The sequence below is a fragment of the Spiroplasma mirum ATCC 29335 genome (assembly GCF_000565195.1).
Lineage (GTDB): Bacteria > Bacillota_I > Bacilli_A > Mycoplasmatales > Mycoplasmataceae > Spiroplasma > Spiroplasma mirum.
In genome coordinates this window covers 731,180-757,224 of sequence record NZ_CP006720.1, presented here as the reverse complement: position 1 = coordinate 757,224, position 26,045 = coordinate 731,180, and the positions used below count along the sequence as shown (strand labels likewise).

Sequence of the window (26,045 nt, the reverse complement as noted above, 5' to 3'; positions counted from 1 at the left end):
TCAATTTTTCCTAACCCAATGCCAGGGATTTTTAAATCAATAATCTTACCATCGGCAGATAATAAATATAATTTTTGATCGTTAGTTGTAAAAGTTAATTAATCATTATATATTATATAGTATAGGTTGTAAAAGTATAATTAATTTTTATTACTTGTCCGCTTGGCGTTAGTAATGAACTCGGATTAAATAAAAGGACTTTATCTTGATCCCAGTATTGAGGAGTATTTTCAAGGTAAGGAAGGTTAGTCAAAACACCATTTTGGCCAAGTTCATAGATTTTACTATCGCTTGTTGTTACTAAAATTTTATTTGTTGTATATTTTGATAAGGAATCAATTTTGATTTGTGTAATTGGAGTTAAACTAATGTTATTATCATTTATTTTTAACAACTCATGAATATTATTCAAGGCAGTAAGAGCACCCCAATTATCATTTGCCATCGTTACATAGCCCCCAACATATGCAATTGGCGTTACTTATTTAGTTTGAACATTAATAATTTCTGAACTTTTAAGTGATCGTTCGGGTAAATACATATTTAAATATTTTATCTAATTTAACTGGTTGATAATTTGTTACTTTTGTTACATGTTAATAATCATTGTTCTTCATAAGTTCAAAACCATTGATATTACTAGTAGCAGTTACTAGTGGACATAATAATGTTAATAATTTTTTTTCATTATTTATTCCTCCTTATGAATCCGTTCCCGTAGCTAATATTCTTAATTTTTGGATTTAAAAGTAACAGAATATATAATTTTTTCAATTAAAATATAACACATTTTAAGAATTAAAAGTTTTATTATTTTTAAACAAAAAAATAGACAAAAAATTAGATAAAGATTATTTTTTAATTAGTTAAAAATTAGTAAAATTATTTATTTTTTTAGAAAATTTTATTAATTTTAAGTTTAGATTTAATAGTATTGTTTTAGGTAATTTAATAAAAAACAGAAAGCATATTATAATTTAAATTATCAAAAAATAAAATACGTTTTAAATAAACGATAATAAAAATTTTATTTTTGATTTATTTTTATATTATTTTATATTAATCCCTTAAAAAGACATTACCATAATTATTTAATTATAAGATATTGTTTTTGACCAATTATATATTAATGATAATTAATATCATTAATTCTTTTTAATATTTTTTTTTAAAAAATTATTAAATGTGGGAAGCAAATTATAATAATTTTTATGATAGTGTTTTATTATATTTATAATAATCAAATAAATTAGATGTTAAAAACAATAGTCAAAAAGACTGTTTAAATATTTTTTTAAAAATATTTATAATTCATGTAAATTAAATAAAAAATATAATAAGATAATAAAATATGATAAAATATAAAATTAAAAATTATAAAACTATAGTTTTGACCAGTTAGAAATAGAGTTTAAAAAGGAACAGTTGTTACTTTAATTGGTGAAAATGGCTCTAGAAAAACTAATATTTTAAAAGCTATTGAATTTTTTAGTAATTCTACTCCATTTGATGAAAGTGATATTCCTCAATTAACTGAATATTGCGATGATATAGATGAAACTAGTAAAAAGATCCGAAATCTTATATTTACTTATGAGGAAGACTTATGCAGAAGAAGAAATTAAAGAGATTAAAAATATTTGCAAAAAAATTAATTTTCCAATTGAAAATTTCCAGATCTTTTTACAGATACTAAAAAATTAATAAGTAAAGATTTAGACACACATAATGGTTTTAAAAAGAAAGATAGTAATGGCAATATTATATTTTTAGGAAAATTAATTTATAATATAACCTCTTATTTTTAAAAAAAATCCTCTATTAATGCAAAATATACATATAAAATAAATGATAGGGATAATAAAAAATACTTATTATTTGATGTAACCGATGAAAATATAGAGAAAATTAGTAAGATAAATGCACTTTTAAATAGATTAGAAATTGCTGAAATTTTTAAAAATATAAAATTTATTGAAGAAATCTTTAATCATAAGTCAGTTGTATCTATGATTAATAATTCTGCAATAGAAAATAACATAAATATGAGATATGATTTATCTTCATTAAATGATTCGCGACTGATCCCAATTATGACTCTACATTTAAAATGCTTTTATTTCTCTCACCAGAATTAGTAAAATTTGGAAGAGAATTAGCTAGTTTATTTACGCAAACTGAAAATCCAACTGCATTTAATAGAAAAGAGTTAATAAAAATACAAATGGCAAATCAGACTAATGACATAGTTAAAAATCTTTTTAGTAATTTTGATATTTATGCTTACTCTCATTTTAATTTTGATGGTTTAATTTTTAAACTTCAAGTTGTTCATAAACTTAAATATAAAAATAATGAAAATGTTGAAATTAAATTAAATTCTGATGGATATAAAGCACTAGTTTGATTTTTATATAAATTTAATTTTTTATTAAATTTAAGTGAAAAAGAACCTAATAAAACTTTTAATTTGTTGGCAGATGAAATTGATAAAAATGTTCATCCTTTATTGCAAATGAAAATTATTAATTATATTTTGAAAAAGTGTAAAAAATAAAAATATAACTGTTATTATTACTACACATTCTCCTTTTTTAATACCTGATGAATCTAATGAAAATCACAAGAATTATATAATATATAGGGGAATGCAACTGGATTTTTTAGAATCACTCTTAACTAATAATTCAATTTTGCTTCATCATACCGCCGCGACTTGAGAAGCAGCGGTTAAAATTGTTTTTAAACCCTATTATATTATTGCACCAAAATTAGCGATGCCCCATACGCGCCCCAAAGAAGGGGTTTTAAAAAATGCTTTTAGCTTAGTTTCCTTAACAGAACCAGTGCTATTTGCTGATAACCAACCAGTTAGTTTATTAATTGGCTTTGTGCGGTTGATGCCGAAACTCATTTAAGTTTAGCATTACCACAAATTTCGCAATTTTTGAAAACCCGGCGGTAATTGATCAAATTATTCAAGCTAATTTCCCAACCGAAGTGATGACTATTATTAAAAAAATTGATTATATGAAATATGTTAAATAGGAGGATACTGAAATGAAAAAACCACTTTTACAAATTGCATTGTATACTTTAACACTACAAGAAGCTCTTGATAACTTAGCCCTTGTTGGTTTGGACGTTGATATTATTGAAATTGGGACAATTTTATTATGTGCTGAAGAAATTAATGCTATCAAAACCATTAAAAAACATTATCCGAATAAAATTATTTTAGCGGATGGTAAAATTGATGATGCTGGCAAAATTCTGGGGTGAATGTTACTAGCCGCCGGGGCGGATATTATTACGGTTATTTGTTGTGCTGATCTTGCGACGATTGCCGGTGTTGTAGAAATTAGTAAAGAATATCACAAAGAAATGCAAATTGAATTAACTGGCGTGTGAACCTTTGAACAAGCTAAAAAATGAAAAGCCCTTGGTGTTGAAAAGGTAGTTTATCATCGTGCTCGCGATGTTCAAGCTGCGGGTGCCAAATGAACGACGGAAGATTCAAAAAATTGAACAGCTAATTAATCTTGGTTTTAAAGTTACCATCACGGGTGGCATCGAAGCTAATGATTTAGATCTTTTTAGTAAATATCCAATTTATATTATTATTGCTGGTCGCGCTATTCGTGATCACAACGACCCACACCAAGCAGCCATTACATTTCAAAAATTATTACAAGCGAAATGAGAAAACTAAACAATGTTTAACATTAGTAACCAAGTGGAGATTTATGAAAAAGCGTTACCCAAAGGAAACTGGTCAGAAAAATTTAAGATTGCCAAGCAATTTAATTTTGACTTTATCGAATTATCCATTAATGAATCACCAGAACGTCTAGCGGACTTGGATTGGGGTGATCAAGAAATTAATAATTTAAATAAGTTGCAAAGTGAATATCAAATTAAAATTCGCTCAATTTGTTTTTCTGGGCACCGGAAATATCCTTTGGGTAGTTATAACGAAACAATTCGCACAACTGCTTTAGCATTATTAAAAAATGTATTATTTTAGCTGTTAAGTTAAAAGTTCGGATTATTCAATTAGCAGGTTATGATGTTTATTATGAAATAAAAGATAACGAAACACGAAAATGATTTTTTACTAATTTGAAAGCAGGTTTAAAACTTGCTAATTGTTATGGGGTAATGATAGCAATTGAAACAATGGATGATACTTTTATTTCATCAATTACTAAATATTTAACAATTAAAAAAGAATGTCCTAGTCCGTGGTTAAGTGTCTATCCGGATGTTGGTAATTTAACTGATTGAGTTGGTGAGGAAGTTACAAAGGAAATTGCAATCGGAATTAACGAAATTGTTGGTTTTCATTTAAAAGATACTATCGTGGTTAGTTCTCATCATCCTGATAAATTTAAAAAGGTGCCATTTGGGACGGGATGTGTATATTTTGTAAAAATTTTACAATATCTCCGAACAGTTAATTACTAAGGTTCATTTATGATTAAAGCATGGTATGAAGATAATAACGAGCCAGTGCAGGAATTACAAACAGCGGTTAGCTTTATTAATAAACAGTTTCGAAAAGCAGGGTGAGGATAATGTTAGAAGAATTAAAACAAAAAGTTTTAATCTCAAATTTAAAGTTAGTTGAATATAATTTATTTACTTTTATCTGAGGGAATGTTAGTGACATTGACCGGGACAAGGGCCTGATGGTTTAATAACCATCAGGAGTTAAATATGAAGAGTTAACAATTGATAATTTGGTGATTCTTGATTTAAAAGGAAATAGTATTGAAGGTAAGTTAAATCCTTCCACTGGTACCCCCCAATCCATTTATATCTTTACAATAAATATCCAGATTTAGGAGGAATTACTCATACCCATTCAGTTTATGCGACATCCTGAGCACAAGCTGGATTAGATATTTCACTGCTCGGAACAACCCATGCCGATAATTTTTATGAGCCAATCCCTTACATTCCCCATTTAAAAATGAACGAAATTAAAACAAATTATGAATATGAAACAGGGGTTATTATTGCTAAAATATTTAGGGCCCATAATTTGGGTCCCCAGAAAATGCCTGCAATTTTATGTAATAAACATGGCCCCTTTACTTTTGGCAATAGTCCGTTAGTATCTGTCAAAATGGCGAAGGTTTTAGAGATTGTAGCTCAAATGGCTTATAAAGGTTTATGGGCTGAACCAGAATATCAATAAAATTAGTCAAGAACTCCTTGATAAACATTATTATCGCAAACATGGGAAAACTGTCTATTATGGTCAACACCGTAAATAATCATAGTTATTATTCCATTTTAAGAAGTATTAAAATTTTTGTTTAATTTTAATGCTTTTTATTTAACAAGCTTAATTTGAATAGGAAACAACTACCTACCTCCTCGGAAGCTTTCTTTTTAATTTTTTTCTATGATATAATAACTTAAACATTAAAACTAGGGGAGGGAAACAATATGAAAAAAATAATAAGTATTTTAAGTACTTTAGTTATGATCTTTGGTGCCGCTGGTCTTGCTGTTAGTTGTTCAACAACTTCATCCCCTAATTCATCTTGACCAACTCCCAAACCAAAGCCTAATCCAGATCCAGTTGAAAATGAGAAAGAATATGATTTTGTCATTAATGTGCTTAATCACCATTAATTTGGCTTGGTGTATATTGGACCTTTGGGTGGTTTTTATGTCGGTGAATCATTAACTAATATCATTTACACCATTTTAAATGTGTTTGGAGATAAACTTGACAAACTTATTTATCGAAATGGCGAAGAATTTGATTATATGAATTTAAAATTAACCCAGAGATTAATTTAAAATATAATAATCAAATAGCCACAGAGTTTATTTTTTTAACCGCCGGAATATACTCATTTATTTGCTAGTTTTCAGTACCATGATAAATTTAGTAACCCAATTAAATTCAACATTCCTATTATTAATCCGATGGACGCTGCCATTTATCGGGGGTTACAACCATTTTCACGGAATGCTAAATTAGTGGTTGAACAAAATAACTTTAGTGTTCAGCAGTTAGAAGAGGTATTTTTAAAAACAAATTATGTGAAATATAATTTAAGTAATGAAAGTGTTTTCCCAGTTTTTACTTATAATAGTAGTAAATTTTCGCTGATTCGAATACAAATTAATGATCAAAATATTACTAATGAACTTTTTAAAACTCCTGGTCTTTATAAAATTACTATTAGTTTTCGTTATGGAAGTTATACAACAGATGGACACCATCACCACTTTATTGATACTTAGATTTAACGGTTGTTCCGGCAAATAAATCTTATTTTACTAATTTTTTATATAATCCCAATGATCCAGAAAATAAGATAAAAATTGCGGATTATATAGAAATCAATAATTTGACAAAAGTTAATTACCAAGATTTGAAAAAAATTCTTTTCCGGGTAATGGGAAAATTAGCAGTTCAGCAGTGAGGTTTTCCAACCCAATATGATTATGAAATTTATAATGACGAAAAAGGAACTAACTTTGGGAGTGAAACATTTGATTTAGCACTTCCCAGTGCCTAGAGATTTCTAGTTTAAAATATATGGAACTGATAAACTTAATGATCAGTGCCAAAGTAGTATTTTTAAAATAACCTTACCACCAATCTATCAAGAGTAAGATAATTTTTATTATCTTGCAAATTATTTTTGGTTATTAAGCAAAAAAAGGTATAATAATATTATATGTATTTACGCATGAAAGGAGACTAAAACTACATGGCGTCAAATGGAGATAACAGGTCTACAAAATTAAAAGTTCAACGTCAAAGAGAGATTGAGACAAAATGAAATGAAATTAGACAGCAATCAATTGGATTATCAACTCCGGCAATGAAACGGGCAATTGTTCGTTCAATGGGCGATTTTTATATTAAAACAGCAAAAGACTATCGAGGAAAAGACGGTAGCGCGGGTGCAGTAATGACGAATGTCAAAACATTAATGGAAAAAAATGCAGCCACCGCAACTAAAAAACAACATGGAAAAGATAAACCAGTATCAAAAGCACAAAAAAGTGCGAGTAAAAATAAAAAAAGTAAGTAATTATTAAAATTAAGGAATAACAATAGCAATAACTAATTTTTGTTAGTCATTGCTATTTCTTAAAAACCTTACTAATATATTTCTAATTTTAGTAAATATATTAGTAAGGTTTTTAAGAAATAGGTCTATAATAGAGTTGTTATATGAAAAGAGGGGAAAAATATATGAAATCATTTGGAAAATGAAGTATTAGTTTGATGTGAATAACCACGGTCATCATCTTAATTGGGATCTTGGCGGTTCTTGGAAAACATTATGAAGGATACTATTGGGATGGTAAGGATATTCCCACTAATATTAATGATATTAAAGAATTTAGTGGTAATGGTTACCAACTAATTGGTAAATTAGGATTAGGAAAAGTAATGAGTTTAGCCTCATCAGGGTCATTTATTTGAGGATATACTTCTAATATTGAAGTAAATAACCAATGGTTTGATTTAAAAACTTGAGCACAGGGACATAGTGAAGCCAGCGGTGTTATCCAATGACCAGAAGATTATAAATTAGCAAATGGAACTAATTTTGCCGAAGTAACCGGAGGGATTATGGTTGCACTGTTAGTAGCGGTACCGGTCTTAATTTTATTATCTTCATATGTTACTGTTAGAATGGTTAAAGCAATGACTCGTACTTATTCAATTGAATATATTGACGCACAGAAAGCTCTTAAAAAAAAATACTAAAAAAAGTAAAAAAGCAATCAAAAAAATTAAAACCGAAATTAAACACGGTGTTGCTCCCCAAACTGATTTACAACGAACAATTGATTACTGAGATAAAAATGTTAGTGCTGCTCAAAAAGAGTTTGATCACCAAAAAGAACTCCATCAAGAACGTTATCAAAAACAACCAAATGTTAAAAATTTAAAACCACAGGTATAAAAGAATAATATTTAATTTATTTAAATATCTTTTTTATTGTTCAATCCATTAAATATTACATATTTATAGTAAAAACTTTAAAATAAAATATGTTATAATAGCATAGGTTTGAAAGTGAGTGATAACAATGAATAATTTTATTGATTTTGGTTTAAAAAAATTTCTGATGACCGGAATTACAGATTTAGGGTTTGATAGTCCCACTCCTGTGCAACAACAAGTAATTCCGTATTTATTAAAATACCAAAATGTTATTTGTAAATCACACACCGGAACGGGGAAAACACATACCTTTATTTTACCAATTTTAAATAATTTAGATTATAATAGTTCTGCTCTTCAAAGCGTGATTGTTGCGCCGACGCGAGAGTTAGCAAAACAAATTTATGAAAACATTCGTTTTTTTAAAACATATAATCCTGCGTTAAGAACTGGTTATTATATTGGGGGCGAGGATATTAACCGTCAAATTGATCAGCTGACTAAGCACCAACCCCAAATTATCGTGGCAACACCGACAAGGTTAAAAGATTTGTTTAATCACCAAGCTCTTAATTTTGGGAAGTTAAAAACTTTTATTATTGATGAATGTGACATGATTTTTGATTTAGGATTTATTGAAGATGTTGATTTTGTCTTAAGTAAAGTTAGTCCGGATGTGAAAATTTCAGTTTTTTCCGCCACAATTGCTCCTGGTCTTCGTCCTTTTTTACTAAAATATTTAACTAATCCTCATTTAATTGAAATTAACGATAACTTGGCAACTAACCAGAACATTGAACATATTTTAATTCCCACTAAACACCAAGAACGATCAAGTGTTTTATTAAAATTATTAGCTACGCTTAACCCGTACTTATGTATTATCTTTGTTAATAAAAAAGAAATGATTGAACAATACTATGATTTATTATTAAAAAATAATTACCAAGTAACGCAGCTCCATGCTGGCTTAGCGCCCCGTACTCGCATGCAAACAATTAAGCGTATTAAGAATTTGGAATTTAAATATATTATTGCCAGTGATATTGCTGCCCGTGGAATTGATCTTGATGGGGTTAGTCATGTGATTTCAATTGATTTACCAACAGATTTAGAATATTATATTCACCGCAGTGGGCGAACTGGTCGAGCTAATTACCATGGGTATAGTTATGTTTTATATGATACTAAAAATTTAAACTTAGTTAAACAATTAAAAAGTAAGGGAATTGAATTCCAAGTGATGAAATGACGGGGGAATGACTTGGTGGTTGCTAATTTAACTCCGATGGCAAAAAAATCGACATCAGAGCCAAACCATGAAATTAATAAAATTATTAACAAATATCCAACAAAAAATAATCAGAAAAAAGTGAAACCTGGGTATAAGAAAAAACGGAAAGCAGAAATTGCTGAATTAAAACGAAAAACGCGCGGTGAACATATTAAAGCCTCAATTAAAAAAATAAAAAAACAAAAAGCTAAGCAAAGAAGTTTGAAATTGTATGATAAATAGATTAAGATAATCTTGTCATATTCTTATTGCAGAAATATTTATATTTTAAGGAGGTAGCATTGTTAAATTATGCAACTATATTTTAAAAGAGAAATAATAAACTGAAAAAACAACTGACGAACTATTTTAATCCGGTTTATAATCTATATTGTTGGAGTTTACTTATTTGGACTAGGGATTGCCCTTTATATGAATACCAGAGTTGGTGCTTCACAAGTTGATATTACAAACTTTGCTTTTTTAAGTGTGCTAATTAATATTACAAAAACTGGTGAGAATAAAGGAGCCTTAGGTCCCGATGAGCTAAGGCATTATTCATATTTTCTAATGATTTTTTATGTTTGTATGTTTGGGGTAGCGACAATTATGCGCATTATCAATGTTATTATTAAATATCGCCATACTAAAGATAATAAAGTAATTATGGAAGGAAATGTCTATATGGTTTTAGATTTAATTCCTTTATTTGTATGAGCTTATTTTGTTCAGTTAAACCTCTTATTTTTAGGCGGAACGGTTGGTGATCGCATTAGTCATATGGGAATTTTAGAACGCACCTTAATTTTTATGGCCGCGTTTATAATTTATTGCTTTGGGATTGCGTTTGCAGTATATGCCAACATGTTATTTGGACCATATAATGCATTATCAATGGAGCTCCATCGGTTAACCAAAATGAATTATAAATTAGCGCGGATAATTGCTGATTTATGCTTAGCCTTGGTCGGAATCATTTTAATTCTCGCCTGCTCGTGACCATGAGATTTAAAACTTGCTTTTTTTAGTAATTACTTAGGATTTGGAACAATCTTTATGACGTTTATTTCGGGACCAATTATTGGGGTAATTCTAACTTACATGCATAAGTTTATTAAACTAGACCGATTAACCAAACCAGCAGTGGTAATTAATGAAAACAATGAGTAACTACTCATTGTTTTTCTTTTTAAAATATTTTTGGTAATTGCTTGGTTTTAATTTATAATTAAATAATTAGTTTAGAAACGGAGGAGTTATATGACTAATAACCCTAACAGTTCACAAACTGTTAAGCAACCTTGAAACTCTGAAAAAACTAAGGAAAAACTACAAGACATTTTTAATTTAAAAATGTTTCGCTATACGCTGATCAAAATGTTAAAATCATCCTCAACTTATGTAATGTTTATTTTAATATTTTTACTACATTTAATTATGGTAGTTTCGATTGCCGCTAATATTATTCGTGATGCTCGTGATTGAACAGTCACAATTTCAGAAAATTATGTGTTATATTCGTGAATTTTTTATATTATTTACTTCACTTTTTGCGCAATGTATATTGCTTTTAAATCAACCCAAATTATTCGTGATGAAATAGATGATGGAACCTTATTAATCTTTGCTTCGATTCCCATTTCGCGGGTAAAAATGATTTTTGAAAAATAATTGGCTTTACAATTAACTTGTTTATTATATCCCGTGCTTATTTTACTGTTCCCCATTTTAATTAGTATGGCGCTTGTGGGGATTGGGTTTATTCCTTTGGTAATTATGCGCTGGGGCGCTTTGTCTATGTGATCTTAACGAGTTTTATTGTCCAATTATTATTATTATTATCTACCATTGCTATTCTATTATCGCTATGCCTAAATTCAAAAGGGGTCATAGGAATTTTATTTGTGATTGGGTTTTTATCAATTATTGGAGCAATTATTCCGATGATTTATAATGCTTCTAATAATTCTCGTATGTAATATGTATTTAAATAATACAAGTAACCTGGGGAAAAATTTTAAGATAATTGTAGCAAAAGCACATATCCAAGTAAGCAATTAGTAACGGCGCTAACAAACCCAACCGGATGACCATTATGAGCAACGGATGATACACCAAATGTTCGCTTGAGTTTTAATGATAGCTTACGGGGGATTTATAATAACCAAATATATAGTTTAGCACCTAATCTTAACGCAACAACTTTTGCAACGCAACTAAATAATGCGCTAACAGAATATTTGGCAACCGCAACGAGGTATGATAACTGAAATAATTTTTATATGTGATTTATTAGCCAAGGAAACAAGTATTCTGACTTAGTTAAATTTGGGCAATTTAATGATCACAACGGGGGAATTATTCTTGATGGTGCTGATTTTAACATTGTCAATAATATTAGTAAAACAGTTAAAATTAATAATAATCTGAATAAAGGTCTTAATTTAATTAATCAGTTTTACCAAGCAGCGTTAAAAACAGCTAGCGGATCTCCCACAATTATGATTAAAAATGATACAGAAGTAAAAGGGAAAATAACTTCGGCGAGTCCAAATGCTATTAACCCTGATTTATTACCAACAGTCCGAGACAAAAAAATTTATCATTTCTTAAAAGCAACCTATGATAGTAAATTCTTAAATAATTCACTAGCAACAGTATCTAGCATGGTATATGGAACTACGAATAGTAGTAATTATGGAACTAGTTAAAGTGCCAATTATTAATCAATGCGCTAACAAGCGCGATTTCACTTTCCTCTCTGGGGGAAAGTGCTTTAATTGATGATATTAAAAATTTAGTACAAGAAAATTATGATAGCTATAGTTATCAACAAGCGGGAGCCTATTTAGTTAATGGGTTATATTCAACAGTTTATAAATTTGCTAATTTATTATTTAATTATACATTAACAACTATTTATAATGGTGATCAAAACGATTTGGATAGTTCGCCGGATTATTGAACTGCTACAAAAAGTGATATTGATGGGGCAATTGTAAAATATAAATTAATGGGATATTTAAATATTTGATAACAATGAGTAATTATGTGAACTGGAAATGATCGTCCGGTTGAAAATTCATCATTGTCAGGAATGTTTTTACCCTTAAATAACTATATTACCCCCAACTGTTAAAGAAGTGAATTATCAAAATAATGCCATTGATTATACTTTATACTACATTGCTGGTCATTTTAACCAAGCCCAAACAATTCATAGTTTAGGGGGAATGTATGCGGCTTATGTTTTCATTTCCTTAGGAGTATTGGGATTAGTAATTTGAAGAGTATGTAAAAAGGATTTTGTCTAATATGAAAAAAGATGTTACAAATAACAAATAAAATCGTGGCTGATCCTAATTTGGCAATTGAAATCCGTCATTTTACCAAAAAATTTAAAGATTTTAAAACTGTTGATAATATTGCGATAACTGTTAGCAAGGGGAAAATTCACGGGTTTATTGGATCTAATGGTTCGGGGAAAACAACAACTATTAAATCAATTATTGGGGCAATTATTCCAACCGAAGGAAAACTATTTATTCACGGGATGAAATCTGCTTCCACTCCCGCCAAACAAATTATTGGTTATATTTCGGAAAATGCTCATTTTTCAAATCATTTAAATGTTTACCAATATTTAGTAGAGATGAGTTTTTTACGAGGGTTAAAATATCGCCAAGCTAAAAATGGAACCAGCATTTCTAAGTGATTTAACTGCCATTGCTGAGCGTTATAATTATAAAATAATTAATAAAACACCTGATTCATTAATTATTCACTTACCAAAACAAAATGATAATATTAAAACAATTGCTTATAATTCAATGGAAAAACGAATTTTTTTAACCCAAATTCAACCGTACATTACTAATATTTCCGAAATCTATGACCGGTTGCTTTTTTCGGTCAACCGTGATTTTGGAAAAGCTTCTGTGTTATTCCAGCCTGGCGAATAGGTAATACTAAATAGGGTGGGAAAATAATTAGAAAAAAGTTATTTTCCCCACCTTTTTTATTTTTTTGGACTATAATATTATTAATATTTAGTAAAAACTAGTACGTAGTCTTATTAAATATCATTAACTGTTTTTATCGTAAAAAATAAAATAGAGAGGAGGTACTATGACATCAGTTATTTTAACTGCGCGTGAAAAAAAATTACGGTATGCCAAACCATGATTAACCATTGCGTATTTTTGTATTCCTACTGTTTTATTGATGATCATTCAAGGTTTTTATAATATCATTGATAAAACATTAGCCTTACAATTTGCGGCTCCGGATGCGATGAAAGACCCATTTTATGTTGATGCTTATAACGCGTTAAATCATTTTACTGGTTCTCAGATTGTAACTGAAATTCCCCTAAAAGAAATGCAATCATATATTAATATTGCCACCCAATATGCAAGTCAAACTTATAACTTGCAATGGGCGTTTAGTGTCATGATGGGGATGGGAACGGCGATGAACTTTTCATTGGCTTATGGTCGACGCAATATTAGTAAAATGAAAGAGTTATCAGGAAATGGTTTTACTTCAACAATCTTATTTTCTTGTATCACCGCGTTTGGCGTTTTTTGTATTGTTTATCCAGGTTGAAATGCCGTTTTTATTACTTCGCAAATGGGGAGTCATTATAATGTTATTACTGAACATTTATGTTGAACTTATACAATTCCGTTATTAGCCGCCGCTCCCTTAATGTTTTTAAGTTATTTTTTTATGTCAATGTTGCGCAGTGAAGGAAAAATGCTGTGGGTGGTAATTATGATTTTGTCATCCTTACTAGTTAACTGTGGGGCTGGAATTTTCTTTATGTGCGTGTGTCACTTACAATTATCTGGGGCAATGCTGGGAACTGTTTTTGCTTGACTAGTCCAAATTATTTGGGGTTTAATTATTGTGTTTGGTGTTAAAGGTAGTTATTTGAAATTTGGTTGAAAAGACATTTTATTTTTAAAATGACAAAATATTGTTGCGTTTATGAAAGCAGGTTTACCAAATTTTATTAATAATGCGGCGTTAGTGATTACTTCGTTTGCCCTAACAACTTTAGTTGTGCAATTACCAAACCAAAGTTATAATAACGGGATTTCGATTTTACAGGAATTATATTCTTCAATTACCCCGTGAATGACAATTGTTTTATCGGCGGGGATTGGTTTAACCCAGGGAGCCCGTTCAATTATTGCTTATAATTATGGTGCTAAAAAATATAACCGGATCTGACAGGTATTAAAACGGGTAAGTATTTTGATTATTATTTGGTTTACCTTAATGCTCGTGGTCTTTATTTGCTTTGGCGGGTTAATGATGCAAGCCTTTGCCTTTCCCAAAGAATATGTTCCCCAATATCGATGGTGAATAATAATTAACTTTATGACTTATCCTTGTTGTGCCTTTACTTATATTGCGTTAACCTTATTTCAAGGAATTAATAAATCAATGTTAGGAACTTTTACAAGTAGTTTACGAACTTTCTTAGTAATTTTACCATTAATTGGAATTGGTTATGGTGTAAGTATGGCAACTGGAAACCCAATTTATTTCTTTGTGTTTATTGGTTTAAATGATTTAATTTCATCTTGCATTATTGTTCCAATTCTTGTTCATTATTGGTTTAAATACCGTCAGAAATTAGTTGATTTACCTGATGATTTTCGCTCAACAAGTATTAACAAAGAAACTTTTAAAGATAGTTTAGAACATTTATCAAAAATGGAAGTGAAAGCTGCCAAGGAAACAACCACGGCACCTAGTAAAAAACAATCGTAACTTTTAATCTTGGTTACGATTGTTTTTGGTTGACCATAATAACTCACTTATCTTTTGCATTTAATTTATAACAATTTTGGTGGTAAACATTAATTTCAAAGTCATTAGTTAAGTGATAAGCCATTAAATATTCAGGGTCATTAATTATGTTTTCACAGCCATGACATTTTTTATTACCAACTTGGCTGATTAATTGTTGATAATTAACATTTTGTAAGGTTTTTATTTTACCCCGACTAATTTTTTTCGCAATTTGCTCAAGATTATTAGTTTGACTTCTGGTAACATATTCGTTTAAATATAATTTAATTGGGCGAAAACCTAGTTTGCGATACATATTAAACCCTTCGGGAGTGGCAATTAAACCGACTAAATCATAGTCATTATTTCAAGCGGTTGTTAAGAGATTGTTAATCATTAATTTTGCTAGCCCCTGGTGGCGAAAGTTTTGGTGGGTGGCAATATCATCAATAATCGCAATTTCTTTTTCAAAATAAATATTCCCGGTTCCTGCTGGCTGGTTATTTTTATATAATAAGTCAATTTGACAAATTGTTTCATCCTTATTTAATTTTAATAAGGTCTTGTAAAAAGCATAATCTCAACTTTTTGAACCAAAGGCGCTTTTTAAAATAAGACTAAAATCTTTTAGGCGTTTATTATCATTTACCCGGCGAAATTTAACATTCGGTGGGATTTTTTTGCGTCCTTTTTTTCACCGTTTCAAATCAAAAACCATTCCAATTAATTGTTCATTTAATACTAATCCTAAACTTTCTAAAAAGTCTGTTTCTTGCTCGTCATGGTGATCTCCAATGGTATATAAAATAAAATCAAGGTCATTATCAACTTGATATTTGGTAATCTCTTTAATTTTTTCACTATCTTCTTCATAATCAAATTGAGTACTAATTGCAACCGTGTAAGAATTACCTTCTTCAGTGGTAATTTCTGTTTGATAAATTTCATTTTCAACATCAATAATATCATAGCCGCCTTCTTCCCGAAAGGGGTCGGTAACATAACGCACAAAATTTTGTGCGAGGGTGGTGGCCTCATAATGGCCTTTAAATTTAAATATTTTTTTAATCTTACGGTTCTGGCGATATTTTCTTTTCATTTGAACTACTCTCTTTTCCCTTATTTTTCATAAAGTTCTACATAAATATTATAAAATGTTTTTATAAAAAATAAATTGAAAATTAATGGTTATTTAACTTGTTGGTAACTAATTTGCCAATTGTTTTTAAAATTTTTTATTAAAAAGAGGTATCTTATTTTAAAAAGTTATTATAAAGTAAAAATGAGATGAGACAATAATGGAAACATAAATTATGTTATTAAGAAAGACAATCAATAAATAAGGAGAATAAATAATGAAAAATCATAAAATTGTATTAGTAAGATGTGGAAGCGTCGGAACTTCATTCTTATATGTTTCAATTAACCAATGGTTACTACCAGAATATGTTTTAATTGATATTAACCATGACCTGGCGGAAGGAAATGCCCTTGATTTTGCTGATTGTAACGCAGTATTAGAAAAGGCATTTGTTAGTGTCGAAGTTCAGGGGAGATTATCCTGCTTGTAAAGATGCTGATATTGTTGTAATTAGGGCTGGTCGTCGCCAACGACCAGGGGAAACCAGATTAGACATGGTTGCCGATAATGCTTGAATTATGAAAGATATTGCTTTGCAGATTAAAGCATAAGGATTTAGCGGAATTACAATTGTTGCTTCAAATCCTGTTGATGTCATGACAATTGTTTATTAACAAGTAACTGGTTATGATCACCACCGGGTGTTAGGGTCAGGAACTATTTTAGATTCTTCGCGCTTACGTCGGTTAGTGGGAACCAAATTAAATGTGCTCCCATCATCTTCTGTTCATACTTATATTTTAGGTGAACATGGAGACTCTTCAATTGTCCCGTGAAGTGCCAGGACAATTATGGGGAAACGAATTAGTGACTACATTGAAGATGGTAAAATTACCCGAGCGGAATTAGAATGATGCCGCGAAGAAGCAGTTAATATGGCTTATAAAATTATTGAAAAGAAAAAATTAACTTTTTATGGCATCGGAGTTGCGTTAGCATATATTGTGCGTGCTATTATGCGTGGTGAAAATGCCACGTTATTAATTGGTGGTTATTTAGATGGTGAATATGGTCAAAAAGGCATTTATATTGGAGTTCCCGCGATTGTTAACCAAAATGGATGAAGTCGGATTATTATCTTACATATTAATAGTTAAGAACAAAAAGGATTTGATCGTTCATGTCAAACTATTAAAGAAACAGTCAAAAAGGCGGTTGAAGCAATTGATATTAAATACGAAATTTAGTATAACAAAAGTAGAATATTTAAAATGTAATCAACGAAAGTGGTGACATTTTTAAATGAGAGGGTGAAAAAATGTTTAGGAAAAAACCAGAACCACCTGTGCCGCAATGAAAAAAAGATAAATGAAAATTATGAAAAATTATTATTGAAAACGAATCTTTTTTCGTTGATTTTTATATGTCTGTTTTGATATTAGATATCAACCTTATGAAAAAGGGGTATCAGCCGAATGAGAGCAAATGGAAAAGGAAAAATGAGACATTTATCAACGGAACTATTATGGAAAGGATGCTCCTAATCAAGATCTTTTTAAACATAAAAGCAATAATAATGCGCATAAATCATCGACCTTTTTATTTATATAAAAAAATACAAAATAATGAAAAACACAGGTTACTCAAAAAACAAAAAGATCAAATTACTGTTTCCAAAACAAGCGAACAATCTAGTCGTTAAGGATTTTTCTTTTTACCTTATTGTTATTAACAAGAAAACTATTATAATTTAAGGTAGATAAATGAGGTGAAAATGATGCAACAGCCGTTATCATTTTTATGGCGACCACAATCATTACAAGATGTAATTGGTCAAGAACACTTAATTAATGATCAAAATGGAATTTTATCCCGGATGATTAAAAATAATTTTGTTAGTTCTTTAATTTTTTATGGTAATCCCGGAATTGGAAAAACTAGTATTGCGTTAGCCTTAGCAAATGATTTAAAGATTGAGCATAGTATTTTTAACGCCGCCATTGATAAAAAAAGTGATTTAGAAAAAATTATTAAAAAAGCTGAAAATTATGATCGTTATATTTTAGTTTTAGAAGAAATTCATCGGATGAATCGTGATCGCCAAGACATCCTTTTGCAATATTTAGAACATGGTAATTTAATTATGTTTGCTTGTACGATCGAAAATCCGTTTTTTGTCATTAACCCCGCGATTCGAAGTCGCAGTAATATTATTGAGTTAAAACCTATTTCAGCTGCTGAAATGTTTAGTGGTTTAAAACGAAGTTTACAAAAATCAAAGGATATTAAACTAAATATTACCGATGAAGCCTTAAGTTATATTTGTAATTTAGCGAGTGGGGACTTACGAGTTGCCATTAATATTTTAGAATTAGCAATTCATTTATATCCCCAAGAATTAGTTAATCTAGATATTGTTAAGGCAATTTCACCAACTGCTAATTTATTAAATTCCCATTATGGTGATGAACACCATCATTTAAAATCGGCCTTTCAAAAATCAATCCGCGGTAGTGATGTGGAAGCAGCTCTCCACTATTTTAGCCGGTTATTAGCAAGTGGGGATTATGAAGCATTATTACGAAGAATGTTAATTATTAGTTATGAAGATATTGGGTTGGCAAATCCCGCTATTTCCTTACATGTCAAAGCTGCAATTGATTCATTTCGCCAAATTGGCATGCCCGAAGGAATTATTCCTCTGGGATTAGTAGTAATTGAAATGTGTTTAAGTGAAAAATCAAATAGTGCTTATTTAGCAACTTTTAAAGCTTATGAAGATGTTATTATGAATGGGAAAGTATATCCAGTTCCCTTACATTTGCGTGATGCTAGTTATAAATCGGCCAAGAAATTAAACCGGGGTTTAGGTTATAAATATCCTCATGATTTTCCTAATGACTATGTTAAACAGCAGTATTTACCAAATAAATTATTAGGAACAGTTTATTACCATCCTAAATTACATAGTGTGTATGAAAAACGGTTAAATGACTTATACCAAGCTTTTAAAAATAAAAAATAAGAAAATTATTATAAATTTGGTGAAGTTGCTTTTTCTAATAAAATTTGTTAAGATAAAAAAAGTGCTATTTTAATTTAAAATAGCACTTTTTTTATCCAATTTAAAACAAAGGAGCCTTAAATTTTATTAGAAACTAAGAAAATCAACCAAATTTGAAAACAAAGTTATAAATTATCATTTGCTATCATTAAGATTAGTATTTTAATTTGAAATTTAATTGGTGGTTATTTTGATAACTATACTATTAATACCGTTTATAAAGGTGATTACAACGACTATACCATTAATTTTTTTAGTACTTTTATGGTCCGTTGTATTATTAGGGAATTAAAGGATTTATTAATCGTGCTGATTTAATTGTCTTTTTATTAATAATTGGAGCTTTTTTAAAAGTAACAATGGATTCAAAATCGTTAGAAGCGGAAATTGGTTGCTTATTAGCGAAGATGAAAGGGAAAGAAATTTATTTTATTCTCTTAGCAAGCTTTATTTTTTTACTAGGGGGAGAACAGTATATGGAATGTGTGAAGAAACCCTTGCGTTTTATCCCTTTATTATGCCATTATTATTAGCGGTCGTTTGTGATGGGATGGGTTAACCGCTTTTATGGTAATTATGCTGGGGAATGGAGTTAGTTGTTTAGCAGTCACACTTGATCCGTTTGTGTTATTTACGGCGGCCGATGCCATTAATAAGATTTCCAACGGGGCGCAAATTGCCATTTCCGATGGAATTATTTGACGTTTTATTGGATGAGTAATTTTAGCGGGTTATTAATTGCTTTTATTACTTGGTATGCCGCACGGGTGAAGAAAGATAAAAAAACTCTGTTTATGGCGAATATTATGATGAACATTTGCAAAAATTTGTCAAAGCGGGGGAAATTCCCGAATTAACTCGTAAACGTAAATGAGTAATTGGAATTTTTATTACAACTTTTGATTTATTAATTTTTGTATTATTGCCTGATATAAGTTTGAAATTAATGTTTTCTTAATTTTGGCCAGTGTTTTAAATGTTAATGGGAACACCGATAATAACTTTGTTTATTGGGCTCATTTACATGGCATTGGTGGTCTGGGGTAATTTTGGGATAGTGCCAATGGTGAATTTATTAATGTGACCGTTCAAAATGCTAGTGATAATGCCCATGAAATCGCCACTTTTTCCGGAGCATTTGTTCTGCACTACGATTATGATGGAACAGTCCATTATGAAATTACTGATGCTTTTAAAAACTTTTTAACAAGTCACGGTTATCAGGGGCCAATTAAGTTTTGATTATTTATCCGCATTAGCTGATACCACAAAATCAGGGGTCTATATTTTTGATAATATGATTGTGATTGGAACCTGGTATATGGCAGAAATGGATTTTTTATTCTTTATTTCTAAATTAATTATTGGGTTTATGTTTTGACATACTGAACACCATTTTGTGGATAAATTTATTAGTAGTAGTGTGGAAATGTTAGGAATTTCCTTCATTGTTGGGGTTTCCGCTAGAATAGGGTAGGGGGTCGCCTTATCAATGTCGGGAATGTCACACCATATTATTAATGGTCTAACGAAAGAACTTAGTCACTTACCAAAAGTTGGAATTGTGGTGGTATCATACTTTATTTATTTACCATTATCATTCTTAATTTATTCGACTTCGGGATTAGAGAACGCTACTTTCCCCGTCTTAGGACCAGTTGCCAATAACTTGAGGGTTGCTCTCCAAGTTATTATGGCATTTGTAATGGCTTTAGGATGAATTAATTTATGATCACCCGCGTCGGGAATGGTCCCTGTGGCCTTAGGATTGGCAGATGTTGATTATGTGAAGTTTTTTAAGGGGACGTGACCAATTTTAGCAATAATGTTTATTGTCGCAATTCTCTTGTTAATTATTGGGAGCTATTTACCAATGTTATCAAAGTTAATAACTTGTTAAAATACGATAAATGTTAAAAAAACTAATAATTTAGTTTAAATAGTTTTAAAAGTGTTTCAACAAATAAAAATCTATGATAAGATTAAATTGTTAATTTAAATAGATTTTAGGAGTTGAAAAAATGGCTACTATTGTTGTAAAAAATGGTGAACCGCTAGATAAAGCGTTAAAACGTTTTAACAAGGTATCAGCAGTGCGTCGTAAAGAAGCCCGTCGTAAAGAACATTTCTTAAGTAAGAAAGAAAAAAGACGATACAAGCAAGAACAAAACCGTAGTTTTAGATAAAAAAACCAGAAATCTGGTTTTTTTAAAATTCCTTAAAAATTACTATCTTTTAAAATTACATAATCAACTTTTTTAATGGCTTCTAAATCACACCCCCCGGCATAGGAAATTGAAGATTGTAAATCTTCGGTCATTTCTTTTAAGGTATCAAAGATACTACCCCGAACAGTAATTAATTCTTTTTTTCCTTCGACATATCTTTTTTCTTCTTTATTATATTCACTAGCGGATCCAAAGTATTCTTTGTATTCAACACCATTTTCGACAACTAATTTTCCCGGTGATTCTTGATGGGCGGCAAATAAACTTCCAATCATACACATGGTAGCACCCATCCGGATTGATTTTGCAATATCACCATTAACGCGTAAACCACCATCGGCAATAATTGGTTTTGAGCTTCCTTTACTACACCATTTCACGGCTGCTAGTTGTCAACCACCATTTCCAAATCCAGTTTTTAGTTTGGTAATACATACTTTCCCCGGACCGATTCCAACTTTGGTAGCGTCTGCGCCCCAATATTCTAAATCCCGAACTCCTTTGGGTGTTCCCACATTTCCGGCAATAATAAATACTGCTTGTTTAAAATTCTTGCGGATATGTTCAATTATTTTTTTAACTGATAACGCGTGAGCATGGGCAATATCAATGGTAATATAATCCGGAGTAAGATTTTCTTTTTTTAGGTTATCAATTACTTGATAGTCACTTTCTTTGACCCCAACTGAAATTGAGGCAATTAAACCTTGTTGTTTCATCTTTTTTACAAATGCGACTTGGTCAACATTAAAACGATGCATAATATAAAAGTAATTTTGTTGGGCTAATTTCTCACATAATTCTTCGTTAACAACAGTCGCCATGTTAGAAGGGACCACTGGTAAGTTAAATGTATGTTTTCCTAGTTTGACGCGGGGATCACATTCTTTCCGTGATTCCACCACACACATTTTGGGAATTAACTGAATATCTTCATAGTCAAATGCTTTCATTTTTCACCTCACATAATAAATTTACCATAGTTTTGGGGAAAGCAACTATTAAAATTAATTAATTAGGACTGGTGCCACATAATAATGGCAAAAAATTTGAAAAAAAATGTAATTTTAACAAAAAAAGTGTTTAAAATTAGTAATTATTTCTTATTTTGTTTTCTCCTATTTTATGTTAACTTATGAATGTAAGTTAAGTAATTATTTTAGTAACTGATATTTTAAAGGAATGAAGGTAGTTTATTAATAATTTTTATTACGGATTATTTAGATTATTTTGGAAACCACAGGTTCTAATTAATAAAAGGAGAACTTTGTATATGTTATTGCATCAAGATATTATCCAACTACGCGAACTTTTTTATACCCAAAGCGATACTTTTTTAAAAAAATTTGCACCAACCTTTGACCTGTTTTTTAATAATTATGATACTTTAACTACCATTGAACAGGAGCAATATTTAAATGCGTTACATTTATTATGTATTCACGAGTTTAAAGAAAATTATGAAACTAACCAATTATTTCAATTAATTAACCATTTTATTCGTCAAGATGGTAAATTAGAAGCTGATGAAAAGAATATTCATTATATTTGGTATGGTCTGTTAGAAGCCCGCCAAACTAATTGTATTAAAGTGTGAACTTATTATAATCCGGATTACCAGATTAATTTATGAACTAATTTTGATAGTAGTTTAGTCAATTTATTACATTTAAAAATTAAAGAAGCGGCCAACAATGATTTAGCAAAGATTATTAAGTTACAAAATGAGTTTTACCATGATTATTATTTAAAACATCGCGATGTTAGTTTTAACGAAAATGTTAAGCAATTTTTAGTTAATAAAAAGTTAATGCTAGCTTTCCGCATTGAAGAGATGATTCAGGAAATTAAAAAATCATTTTACCAGGCTCAACGAGAATTACAAAAATTTACGAGCAACCAGGTAATTATTCGCGAAATTAATGAAGAAACATTACGCTGTGGGAAGGTTACTTATTGATTTTTAAATAAGGAATTAAATTTACGCCAACATATAAAGTCGGTTTCTAATCGTTTGCGTTATCTAATTTTACGTGCTTATGGCGGGATTTATTTAGACTGGGATGTTTTACCAAGTTTTAATAAAAAAATGTTAGCAAGTTATTTACTTAATTTGAAAGATAATGACCGTTCGCGGTTAATTTTAAAAAGAGAGATCCTAATGCTTTTAAATAATCAGGATTTATTAGATTATCGCTCACAGCGAACAGTGAAAATGTTAACTTTAATTAGCAAAAGTTATTTACAAATTTTTTTAAAGCACCACCAACCAACCTCCCCATGAATCACTTCCAAAAGTTATATTGAAAGGATTTTAACTGAAATTATTGATCATTTTGGGTTTGATAATTTAATTGTGCCATTGGGAGATTACATTATTAGCAATGGTTATCATATTATGTTTGGGGGACCAAATGATTTTTATAATGATAAGTTTTTAATTGCTAAAAAAAATAGTGTTTTTTTAAACCGGTTAATTTTAACAATTCAAGAAATTGATAAATACATTGAACAAAAAACCTATGATTTATTGAGTTATAATAACCAAACATTATCTTCTTTTTACCATGATTTATTATTGCAAGGATCAAATAGTAATTATTTAAATTTTATTAACTATCGTTTTGATTATTTGATCCCTGATATTAAAAGCGCAACTTCGCACACAGGTTCGAAGATTATTAGTTTTGCGTTTGCTAATCTGTTTGTTAATTGGTTAAAAAAAATTAACGAAAATATGCCTAATGAATTTATCCCTCAAATTATTGAGAAAAAAATTCGCTTGCAAGTTTATAAGAAGTTTTTCCGCTATAATAGTTTAATATATGACAATATTAATGATAACCAAATGTTGATTGGGAACTTAAACTGACCAGATAATTCCAATAATAATTTATATCATCATTTAGCTCGCCAAGAGTATGTTTAAGGTAATTTTTTTAAAAATTACTTGTTTTTTTATTTTTTTCTTTAATAATTAATTTATTGGAAGGAGAATCGGAAACATGAAATTAAATGGACTTGGTTTAGCAGCAAAACAAAACCATTTGAATAATTCGTCCCCATCATTAGACGAAATGAATGATCCCCAGTACCAACTACTCCACCAATTTAATAATAGAATTGTTAATTTTAAAAAAGATTATCAAAATAATTTATATGTGTTATTAGGTAATGATGAACTGTTGAAAATAACATCCACCGGGGAAGTTGTCTTATTAATAAAAAAAATTAACATTATTACGTCAACTTATCCAATTTTACAATTTGATATTTGTGTTAATTGATATATTGTTGATGATTTTCAAATGTAAACTAGTGATGACAGGGTCAATAATATCCAAGAATTATTTAATTTTGCCAAACATTTTCAAGATAAAGTTAATCTTTAAATTACTGCTTTTAATGTTAATACAATGGGTGAATGAATAGCGGCGGTTAATATGAAAGATGTTGAGACAACTAATATATGGCAGGGGTCGGTTAACCATTCACCATTCGAAATTGTTAATAAGATGGCGGGAGTGATTAATATGATTTAATTTGACCACCAAAATAAGTGATATATCTATGATGCCCAAAGTACCATCAAAATTGGTCACCAAGCGGCGATGTTAATTACTAACCATTTTTATTACCAGTGAAATAAAGAATACCAAGATTTATTACAAGCAACTTACCATTTAGAGAAAGCTAGTTATTATCAACAGAGTGCTTTAAATATTTTCAACCAACTTTTAAATTTAGTTATTTTTTACCTGGCGGTTAATTTAATTACCACCCAGCACCTTACTATTGGTGATTTGATGTTTTACTCGGCGTTAGCGTTATATTTTAATGATTTTAGTACTTTATTTGCAAACCTTATTGCCAATAAAAGTTATGTTGTTAATGCTTACCAACGAGTTGAATGATTATTATTTAAGAATTGTGAATCAACGAACGCCTTCGCCAAATAATTTACCAACCAAAATTGAAGAAATTACAATTAATAATTTAACATATGAAATTAATGGGGTTAGTTTATTTAAAAATCTCTCCTTAACTTTTCAGCACCATCTTTTTTTAAAAGGATCATCTGGGGTTGGCAAAACAACTTTACTAGCTATCTTCCTTGGCCGCCTCAAACAAAACTACCAGGGTGAAATTTTAATTAATAAGCAACTTAACTTAACGACCGATAATGAGGCAGAATGAAGAGCAAAAGTTATGATTTTGCACCAATACAAGATTACTTATTCGCTAATAGTGTTTATGATAAAATTATTAATTTTAATCCGAATGCTGATCTTACAATTTTAAGGAATCTGGTTGTCGAAGCAATTTTACAAGCAAATAAGATTGACTTAACAAGAGTGCTTGTTAATAATGGTGAAAACCTGTCAAAGGGTCAGCGCCAAATTATCTTATTTCTTAATTTACTTTGCCAACACAAAGAAGATTTTATTGATGAAAGTTTAAGTAATATTGATGAAAAAACAAAGTTAGCGCTAGAGTTAATCTCTTATTAACTTCTAAACAAGATAGTTTAATCATTTATTGTGGTCATGATCCCAAAATTGAGCAATATTTTTCCCAAGTAATTGATCTAAGTGCGGAGGTTCAACGCAATAATGTTTAAAATTAAACCAGGGTTTTGACTAATTATTATTTTTGGTTT

General features: G+C 29.7%; 37 protein-coding genes and 2 pseudogenes. 36 read left to right on the top strand and 3 right to left on the bottom strand.

Going from position 1 to position 26,045, the window contains the following annotated elements:
- Positions 1-112: 112 nt before the first annotated feature.
- Complete coding sequence (locus P344_RS03790) at positions 113-445, bottom strand: hypothetical protein (protein ID WP_025317553.1); 333 nt, start codon at positions 443-445, stop codon at positions 113-115.
- A gap of 1,779 nt (positions 446-2,224) precedes the next feature.
- Here P344_RS03790 and P344_RS06990 point away from each other — a divergent pair.
- The 22 genes and pseudogenes from P344_RS06990 to P344_RS03715 all read left to right on the top strand — a co-directional run bounded on the left by P344_RS06990 (position 2,225) and on the right by P344_RS03715 (position 14,991).
- Entirely contained in the window at positions 2,225-2,557 is a 333-nt protein-coding gene (locus P344_RS06990) for an AAA family ATPase (protein ID WP_169728179.1), read from the top strand.
- A gap of 91 nt (positions 2,558-2,648) precedes the next feature.
- Positions 2,649-2,918 (top strand): PTS sugar transporter subunit IIA, encoded by a 270-nt coding sequence (locus P344_RS06985; RefSeq protein ID WP_051413777.1) that lies wholly within the window; start codon positions 2,649-2,651, stop codon positions 2,916-2,918.
- A gap of 142 nt (positions 2,919-3,060) precedes the next feature.
- Positions 3,061-3,540 (top strand): orotidine 5'-phosphate decarboxylase / HUMPS family protein, encoded by a 480-nt coding sequence (locus P344_RS03775; RefSeq protein WP_201773782.1) that lies wholly within the window; start codon positions 3,061-3,063, stop codon positions 3,538-3,540.
- Positions 3,494-3,712 carry a beta/alpha barrel domain-containing protein gene (locus P344_RS07070; protein ID WP_201773781.1) on the top strand — a complete coding sequence of 73 codons (219 nt, stop codon included), beginning with the start codon at positions 3,494-3,496 and terminating at the stop codon, positions 3,710-3,712. Before P344_RS03775 ends, P344_RS07070 begins: the two co-directional genes overlap by 47 nt.
- 3 nt (positions 3,713-3,715) lie before the next feature.
- Positions 3,716-4,027: a hypothetical protein gene (locus P344_RS06360; RefSeq protein ID WP_081717396.1), complete on the top strand. Its 312-nt coding sequence runs from the start codon at positions 3,716-3,718 to the stop codon at positions 4,025-4,027.
- Complete coding sequence (locus P344_RS06355) at positions 4,003-4,467, top strand: TIM barrel protein (protein ID WP_201773807.1); 465 nt, start codon at positions 4,003-4,005, stop codon at positions 4,465-4,467. The genes P344_RS06360 and P344_RS06355 overlap by 25 nt, the downstream gene beginning before the upstream one ends.
- 110 nt (positions 4,468-4,577) lie before the next feature.
- Positions 4,578-5,282 (top strand): annotated as a pseudogene (araD, locus tag P344_RS08110) (L-ribulose-5-phosphate 4-epimerase AraD).
- A gap of 175 nt (positions 5,283-5,457) precedes the next feature.
- Positions 5,458-5,646 (top strand): Vmc-like lipoprotein signal peptide domain-containing protein, encoded by a 189-nt coding sequence (locus P344_RS03760; protein WP_025317550.1) that lies wholly within the window; start codon positions 5,458-5,460, stop codon positions 5,644-5,646.
- Positions 5,647-5,946: 300 nt separating this feature from the next.
- Positions 5,947-6,267 carry a hypothetical protein gene (locus P344_RS03755; RefSeq protein WP_025317549.1) on the top strand — a complete coding sequence of 107 codons (321 nt, stop codon included), beginning with the start codon at positions 5,947-5,949 and terminating at the stop codon, positions 6,265-6,267.
- A gap of 107 nt (positions 6,268-6,374) precedes the next feature.
- Entirely contained in the window at positions 6,375-6,545 is a 171-nt protein-coding gene (locus P344_RS06795) for a hypothetical protein (RefSeq protein WP_156028564.1), read from the top strand.
- Positions 6,546-6,740: 195 nt separating this feature from the next.
- A complete protein-coding gene (locus P344_RS03750) occupies positions 6,741-7,067 on the top strand; it encodes a hypothetical protein (protein WP_025317548.1) in 327 nt (108 codons plus the stop codon).
- Between the two features lie 164 nt (positions 7,068-7,231).
- Complete coding sequence (locus P344_RS03745) at positions 7,232-7,753, top strand: hypothetical protein (RefSeq protein WP_051477560.1); 522 nt, start codon at positions 7,232-7,234, stop codon at positions 7,751-7,753.
- Complete coding sequence (locus tag P344_RS07520) at positions 7,719-7,952, top strand: hypothetical protein (protein WP_051477556.1); 234 nt, start codon at positions 7,719-7,721, stop codon at positions 7,950-7,952. The genes P344_RS03745 and P344_RS07520 overlap by 35 nt, the downstream gene beginning before the upstream one ends.
- Positions 7,953-8,079: 127 nt before the next feature.
- Positions 8,080-9,450 (top strand): DEAD/DEAH box helicase, encoded by a 1,371-nt coding sequence (locus P344_RS03740; RefSeq protein WP_025317547.1) that lies wholly within the window; start codon positions 8,080-8,082, stop codon positions 9,448-9,450.
- 69 nt (positions 9,451-9,519) lie between these two features.
- Complete coding sequence (locus P344_RS03735; protein ID WP_025317546.1) at positions 9,520-10,377, top strand: SPE_1075/MLC_0560 family membrane protein; 858 nt, start codon at positions 9,520-9,522, stop codon at positions 10,375-10,377.
- Positions 10,378-10,467: 90 nt separating this feature from the next.
- Complete coding sequence (locus tag P344_RS06090; RefSeq protein ID WP_025317545.1) at positions 10,468-10,878, top strand: hypothetical protein; 411 nt, start codon at positions 10,468-10,470, stop codon at positions 10,876-10,878.
- Between the two features lie 128 nt (positions 10,879-11,006).
- A complete protein-coding gene (locus P344_RS06085; protein WP_025317544.1) occupies positions 11,007-11,186 on the top strand; it encodes a hypothetical protein in 180 nt (59 codons plus the stop codon).
- 147 nt (positions 11,187-11,333) lie between these two features.
- Positions 11,334-11,918 (top strand): hypothetical protein, encoded by a 585-nt coding sequence (locus P344_RS06080; RefSeq protein WP_025317543.1) that lies wholly within the window; start codon positions 11,334-11,336, stop codon positions 11,916-11,918.
- Positions 11,919-12,350: 432 nt separating this feature from the next.
- Positions 12,351-12,521 carry a hypothetical protein gene (locus P344_RS06790; protein ID WP_156028562.1) on the top strand — a complete coding sequence of 57 codons (171 nt, stop codon included), beginning with the start codon at positions 12,351-12,353 and terminating at the stop codon, positions 12,519-12,521.
- A gap of 11 nt (positions 12,522-12,532) precedes the next feature.
- Entirely contained in the window at positions 12,533-12,949 is a 417-nt protein-coding gene (locus P344_RS03725) for an ATP-binding cassette domain-containing protein (RefSeq protein WP_025317542.1), read from the top strand.
- Entirely contained in the window at positions 12,900-13,169 is a 270-nt protein-coding gene (locus tag P344_RS07515) for a hypothetical protein (protein ID WP_025317541.1), read from the top strand. The genes P344_RS03725 and P344_RS07515 overlap by 50 nt, the downstream gene beginning before the upstream one ends.
- A 166-nt stretch (positions 13,170-13,335) precedes the next feature.
- Positions 13,336-14,991: an MATE family efflux transporter gene (locus P344_RS03715; protein ID WP_025317540.1), complete on the top strand. Its 1,656-nt coding sequence runs from the start codon at positions 13,336-13,338 to the stop codon at positions 14,989-14,991.
- Between the two features lie 13 nt (positions 14,992-15,004).
- Here the strand turns inward: P344_RS03715 and P344_RS03710 are convergent, their stop codons facing one another.
- Positions 15,005-16,111, bottom strand: a complete 1,107-nt coding sequence (locus tag P344_RS03710) for a GNAT family N-acetyltransferase (protein WP_025317539.1) — start codon at positions 16,109-16,111, stop codon at positions 15,005-15,007.
- Positions 16,112-16,367: 256 nt separating this feature from the next.
- Between P344_RS03710 and P344_RS08105 the strand changes: the two are divergent.
- The 9 genes and pseudogenes from P344_RS08105 (at position 16,368) to rpsU (ending at position 21,343) form a co-directional block, all read left to right on the top strand.
- Positions 16,368-17,340: pseudogene (locus P344_RS08105) on the top strand (L-lactate dehydrogenase).
- Between the two features lie 71 nt (positions 17,341-17,411).
- Positions 17,412-17,795 carry a hypothetical protein gene (locus P344_RS03700; RefSeq protein ID WP_025317538.1) on the top strand — a complete coding sequence of 128 codons (384 nt, stop codon included), beginning with the start codon at positions 17,412-17,414 and terminating at the stop codon, positions 17,793-17,795.
- 75 nt (positions 17,796-17,870) lie between these two features.
- Positions 17,871-19,118 carry a replication-associated recombination protein A gene (locus tag P344_RS03695; RefSeq protein WP_025317537.1) on the top strand — a complete coding sequence of 416 codons (1,248 nt, stop codon included), beginning with the start codon at positions 17,871-17,873 and terminating at the stop codon, positions 19,116-19,118.
- A 522-nt stretch (positions 19,119-19,640) separates the two neighbouring features.
- Entirely contained in the window at positions 19,641-19,895 is a 255-nt protein-coding gene (locus tag P344_RS06780; protein ID WP_169728178.1) for a hypothetical protein, read from the top strand.
- 79 nt (positions 19,896-19,974) lie between these two features.
- On the top strand, positions 19,975-20,115 hold the full coding sequence (locus P344_RS06775) for a hypothetical protein (protein WP_156028558.1): 141 nt from the start codon (positions 19,975-19,977) through the stop codon (positions 20,113-20,115).
- A 122-nt stretch (positions 20,116-20,237) separates the two neighbouring features.
- Entirely contained in the window at positions 20,238-20,453 is a 216-nt protein-coding gene (locus tag P344_RS03690; protein ID WP_025317536.1) for a hypothetical protein, read from the top strand.
- Between the two features lie 25 nt (positions 20,454-20,478).
- A complete protein-coding gene (locus P344_RS03685; RefSeq protein ID WP_156028556.1) occupies positions 20,479-20,634 on the top strand; it encodes a hypothetical protein in 156 nt (51 codons plus the stop codon).
- Between the two features lie 15 nt (positions 20,635-20,649).
- Complete coding sequence (locus P344_RS03680) at positions 20,650-21,057, top strand: hypothetical protein (protein WP_025317534.1); 408 nt, start codon at positions 20,650-20,652, stop codon at positions 21,055-21,057.
- A gap of 121 nt (positions 21,058-21,178) precedes the next feature.
- Positions 21,179-21,343, top strand: coding sequence for a 30S ribosomal protein S21 (gene rpsU / locus P344_RS03675; protein WP_025317533.1), 165 nt, complete (start codon positions 21,179-21,181; stop codon positions 21,341-21,343).
- Between the two features lie 32 nt (positions 21,344-21,375).
- Here the strand turns inward: rpsU and P344_RS03670 are convergent, their stop codons facing one another.
- Entirely contained in the window at positions 21,376-22,338 is a 963-nt protein-coding gene (locus tag P344_RS03670) for a GMP reductase (protein WP_025317532.1), read from the bottom strand.
- Between the two features lie 320 nt (positions 22,339-22,658).
- Between P344_RS03670 and P344_RS03665 the strand changes: the two genes are divergently transcribed.
- From P344_RS03665 to P344_RS06770, 5 genes are all read left to right on the top strand, one after another.
- Positions 22,659-24,314, top strand: coding sequence for a TcdA/TcdB catalytic glycosyltransferase domain-containing protein (locus P344_RS03665; RefSeq protein WP_025317531.1), 1,656 nt, complete (start codon positions 22,659-22,661; stop codon positions 24,312-24,314).
- A gap of 76 nt (positions 24,315-24,390) precedes the next feature.
- Positions 24,391-24,699, top strand: a complete 309-nt coding sequence (locus P344_RS03660; protein ID WP_025317530.1) for a hypothetical protein — start codon at positions 24,391-24,393, stop codon at positions 24,697-24,699.
- 297 nt (positions 24,700-24,996) lie between these two features.
- A complete protein-coding gene (locus P344_RS06980) occupies positions 24,997-25,344 on the top strand; it encodes a 6TM ABC transporter family protein (protein WP_025317529.1) in 348 nt (115 codons plus the stop codon).
- Positions 25,268-25,687 carry an ATP-binding cassette domain-containing protein gene (locus P344_RS08100; protein ID WP_408069006.1) on the top strand — a complete coding sequence of 140 codons (420 nt, stop codon included), beginning with the start codon at positions 25,268-25,270 and terminating at the stop codon, positions 25,685-25,687. The genes P344_RS06980 and P344_RS08100 overlap by 77 nt, the downstream gene beginning before the upstream one ends.
- Entirely contained in the window at positions 25,579-25,896 is a 318-nt protein-coding gene (locus P344_RS06770; protein WP_025317528.1) for a P-loop NTPase family protein, read from the top strand. Before P344_RS08100 ends, P344_RS06770 begins: the two co-directional genes overlap by 109 nt.
- Positions 25,897-26,045 lie beyond the last annotated feature (149 nt).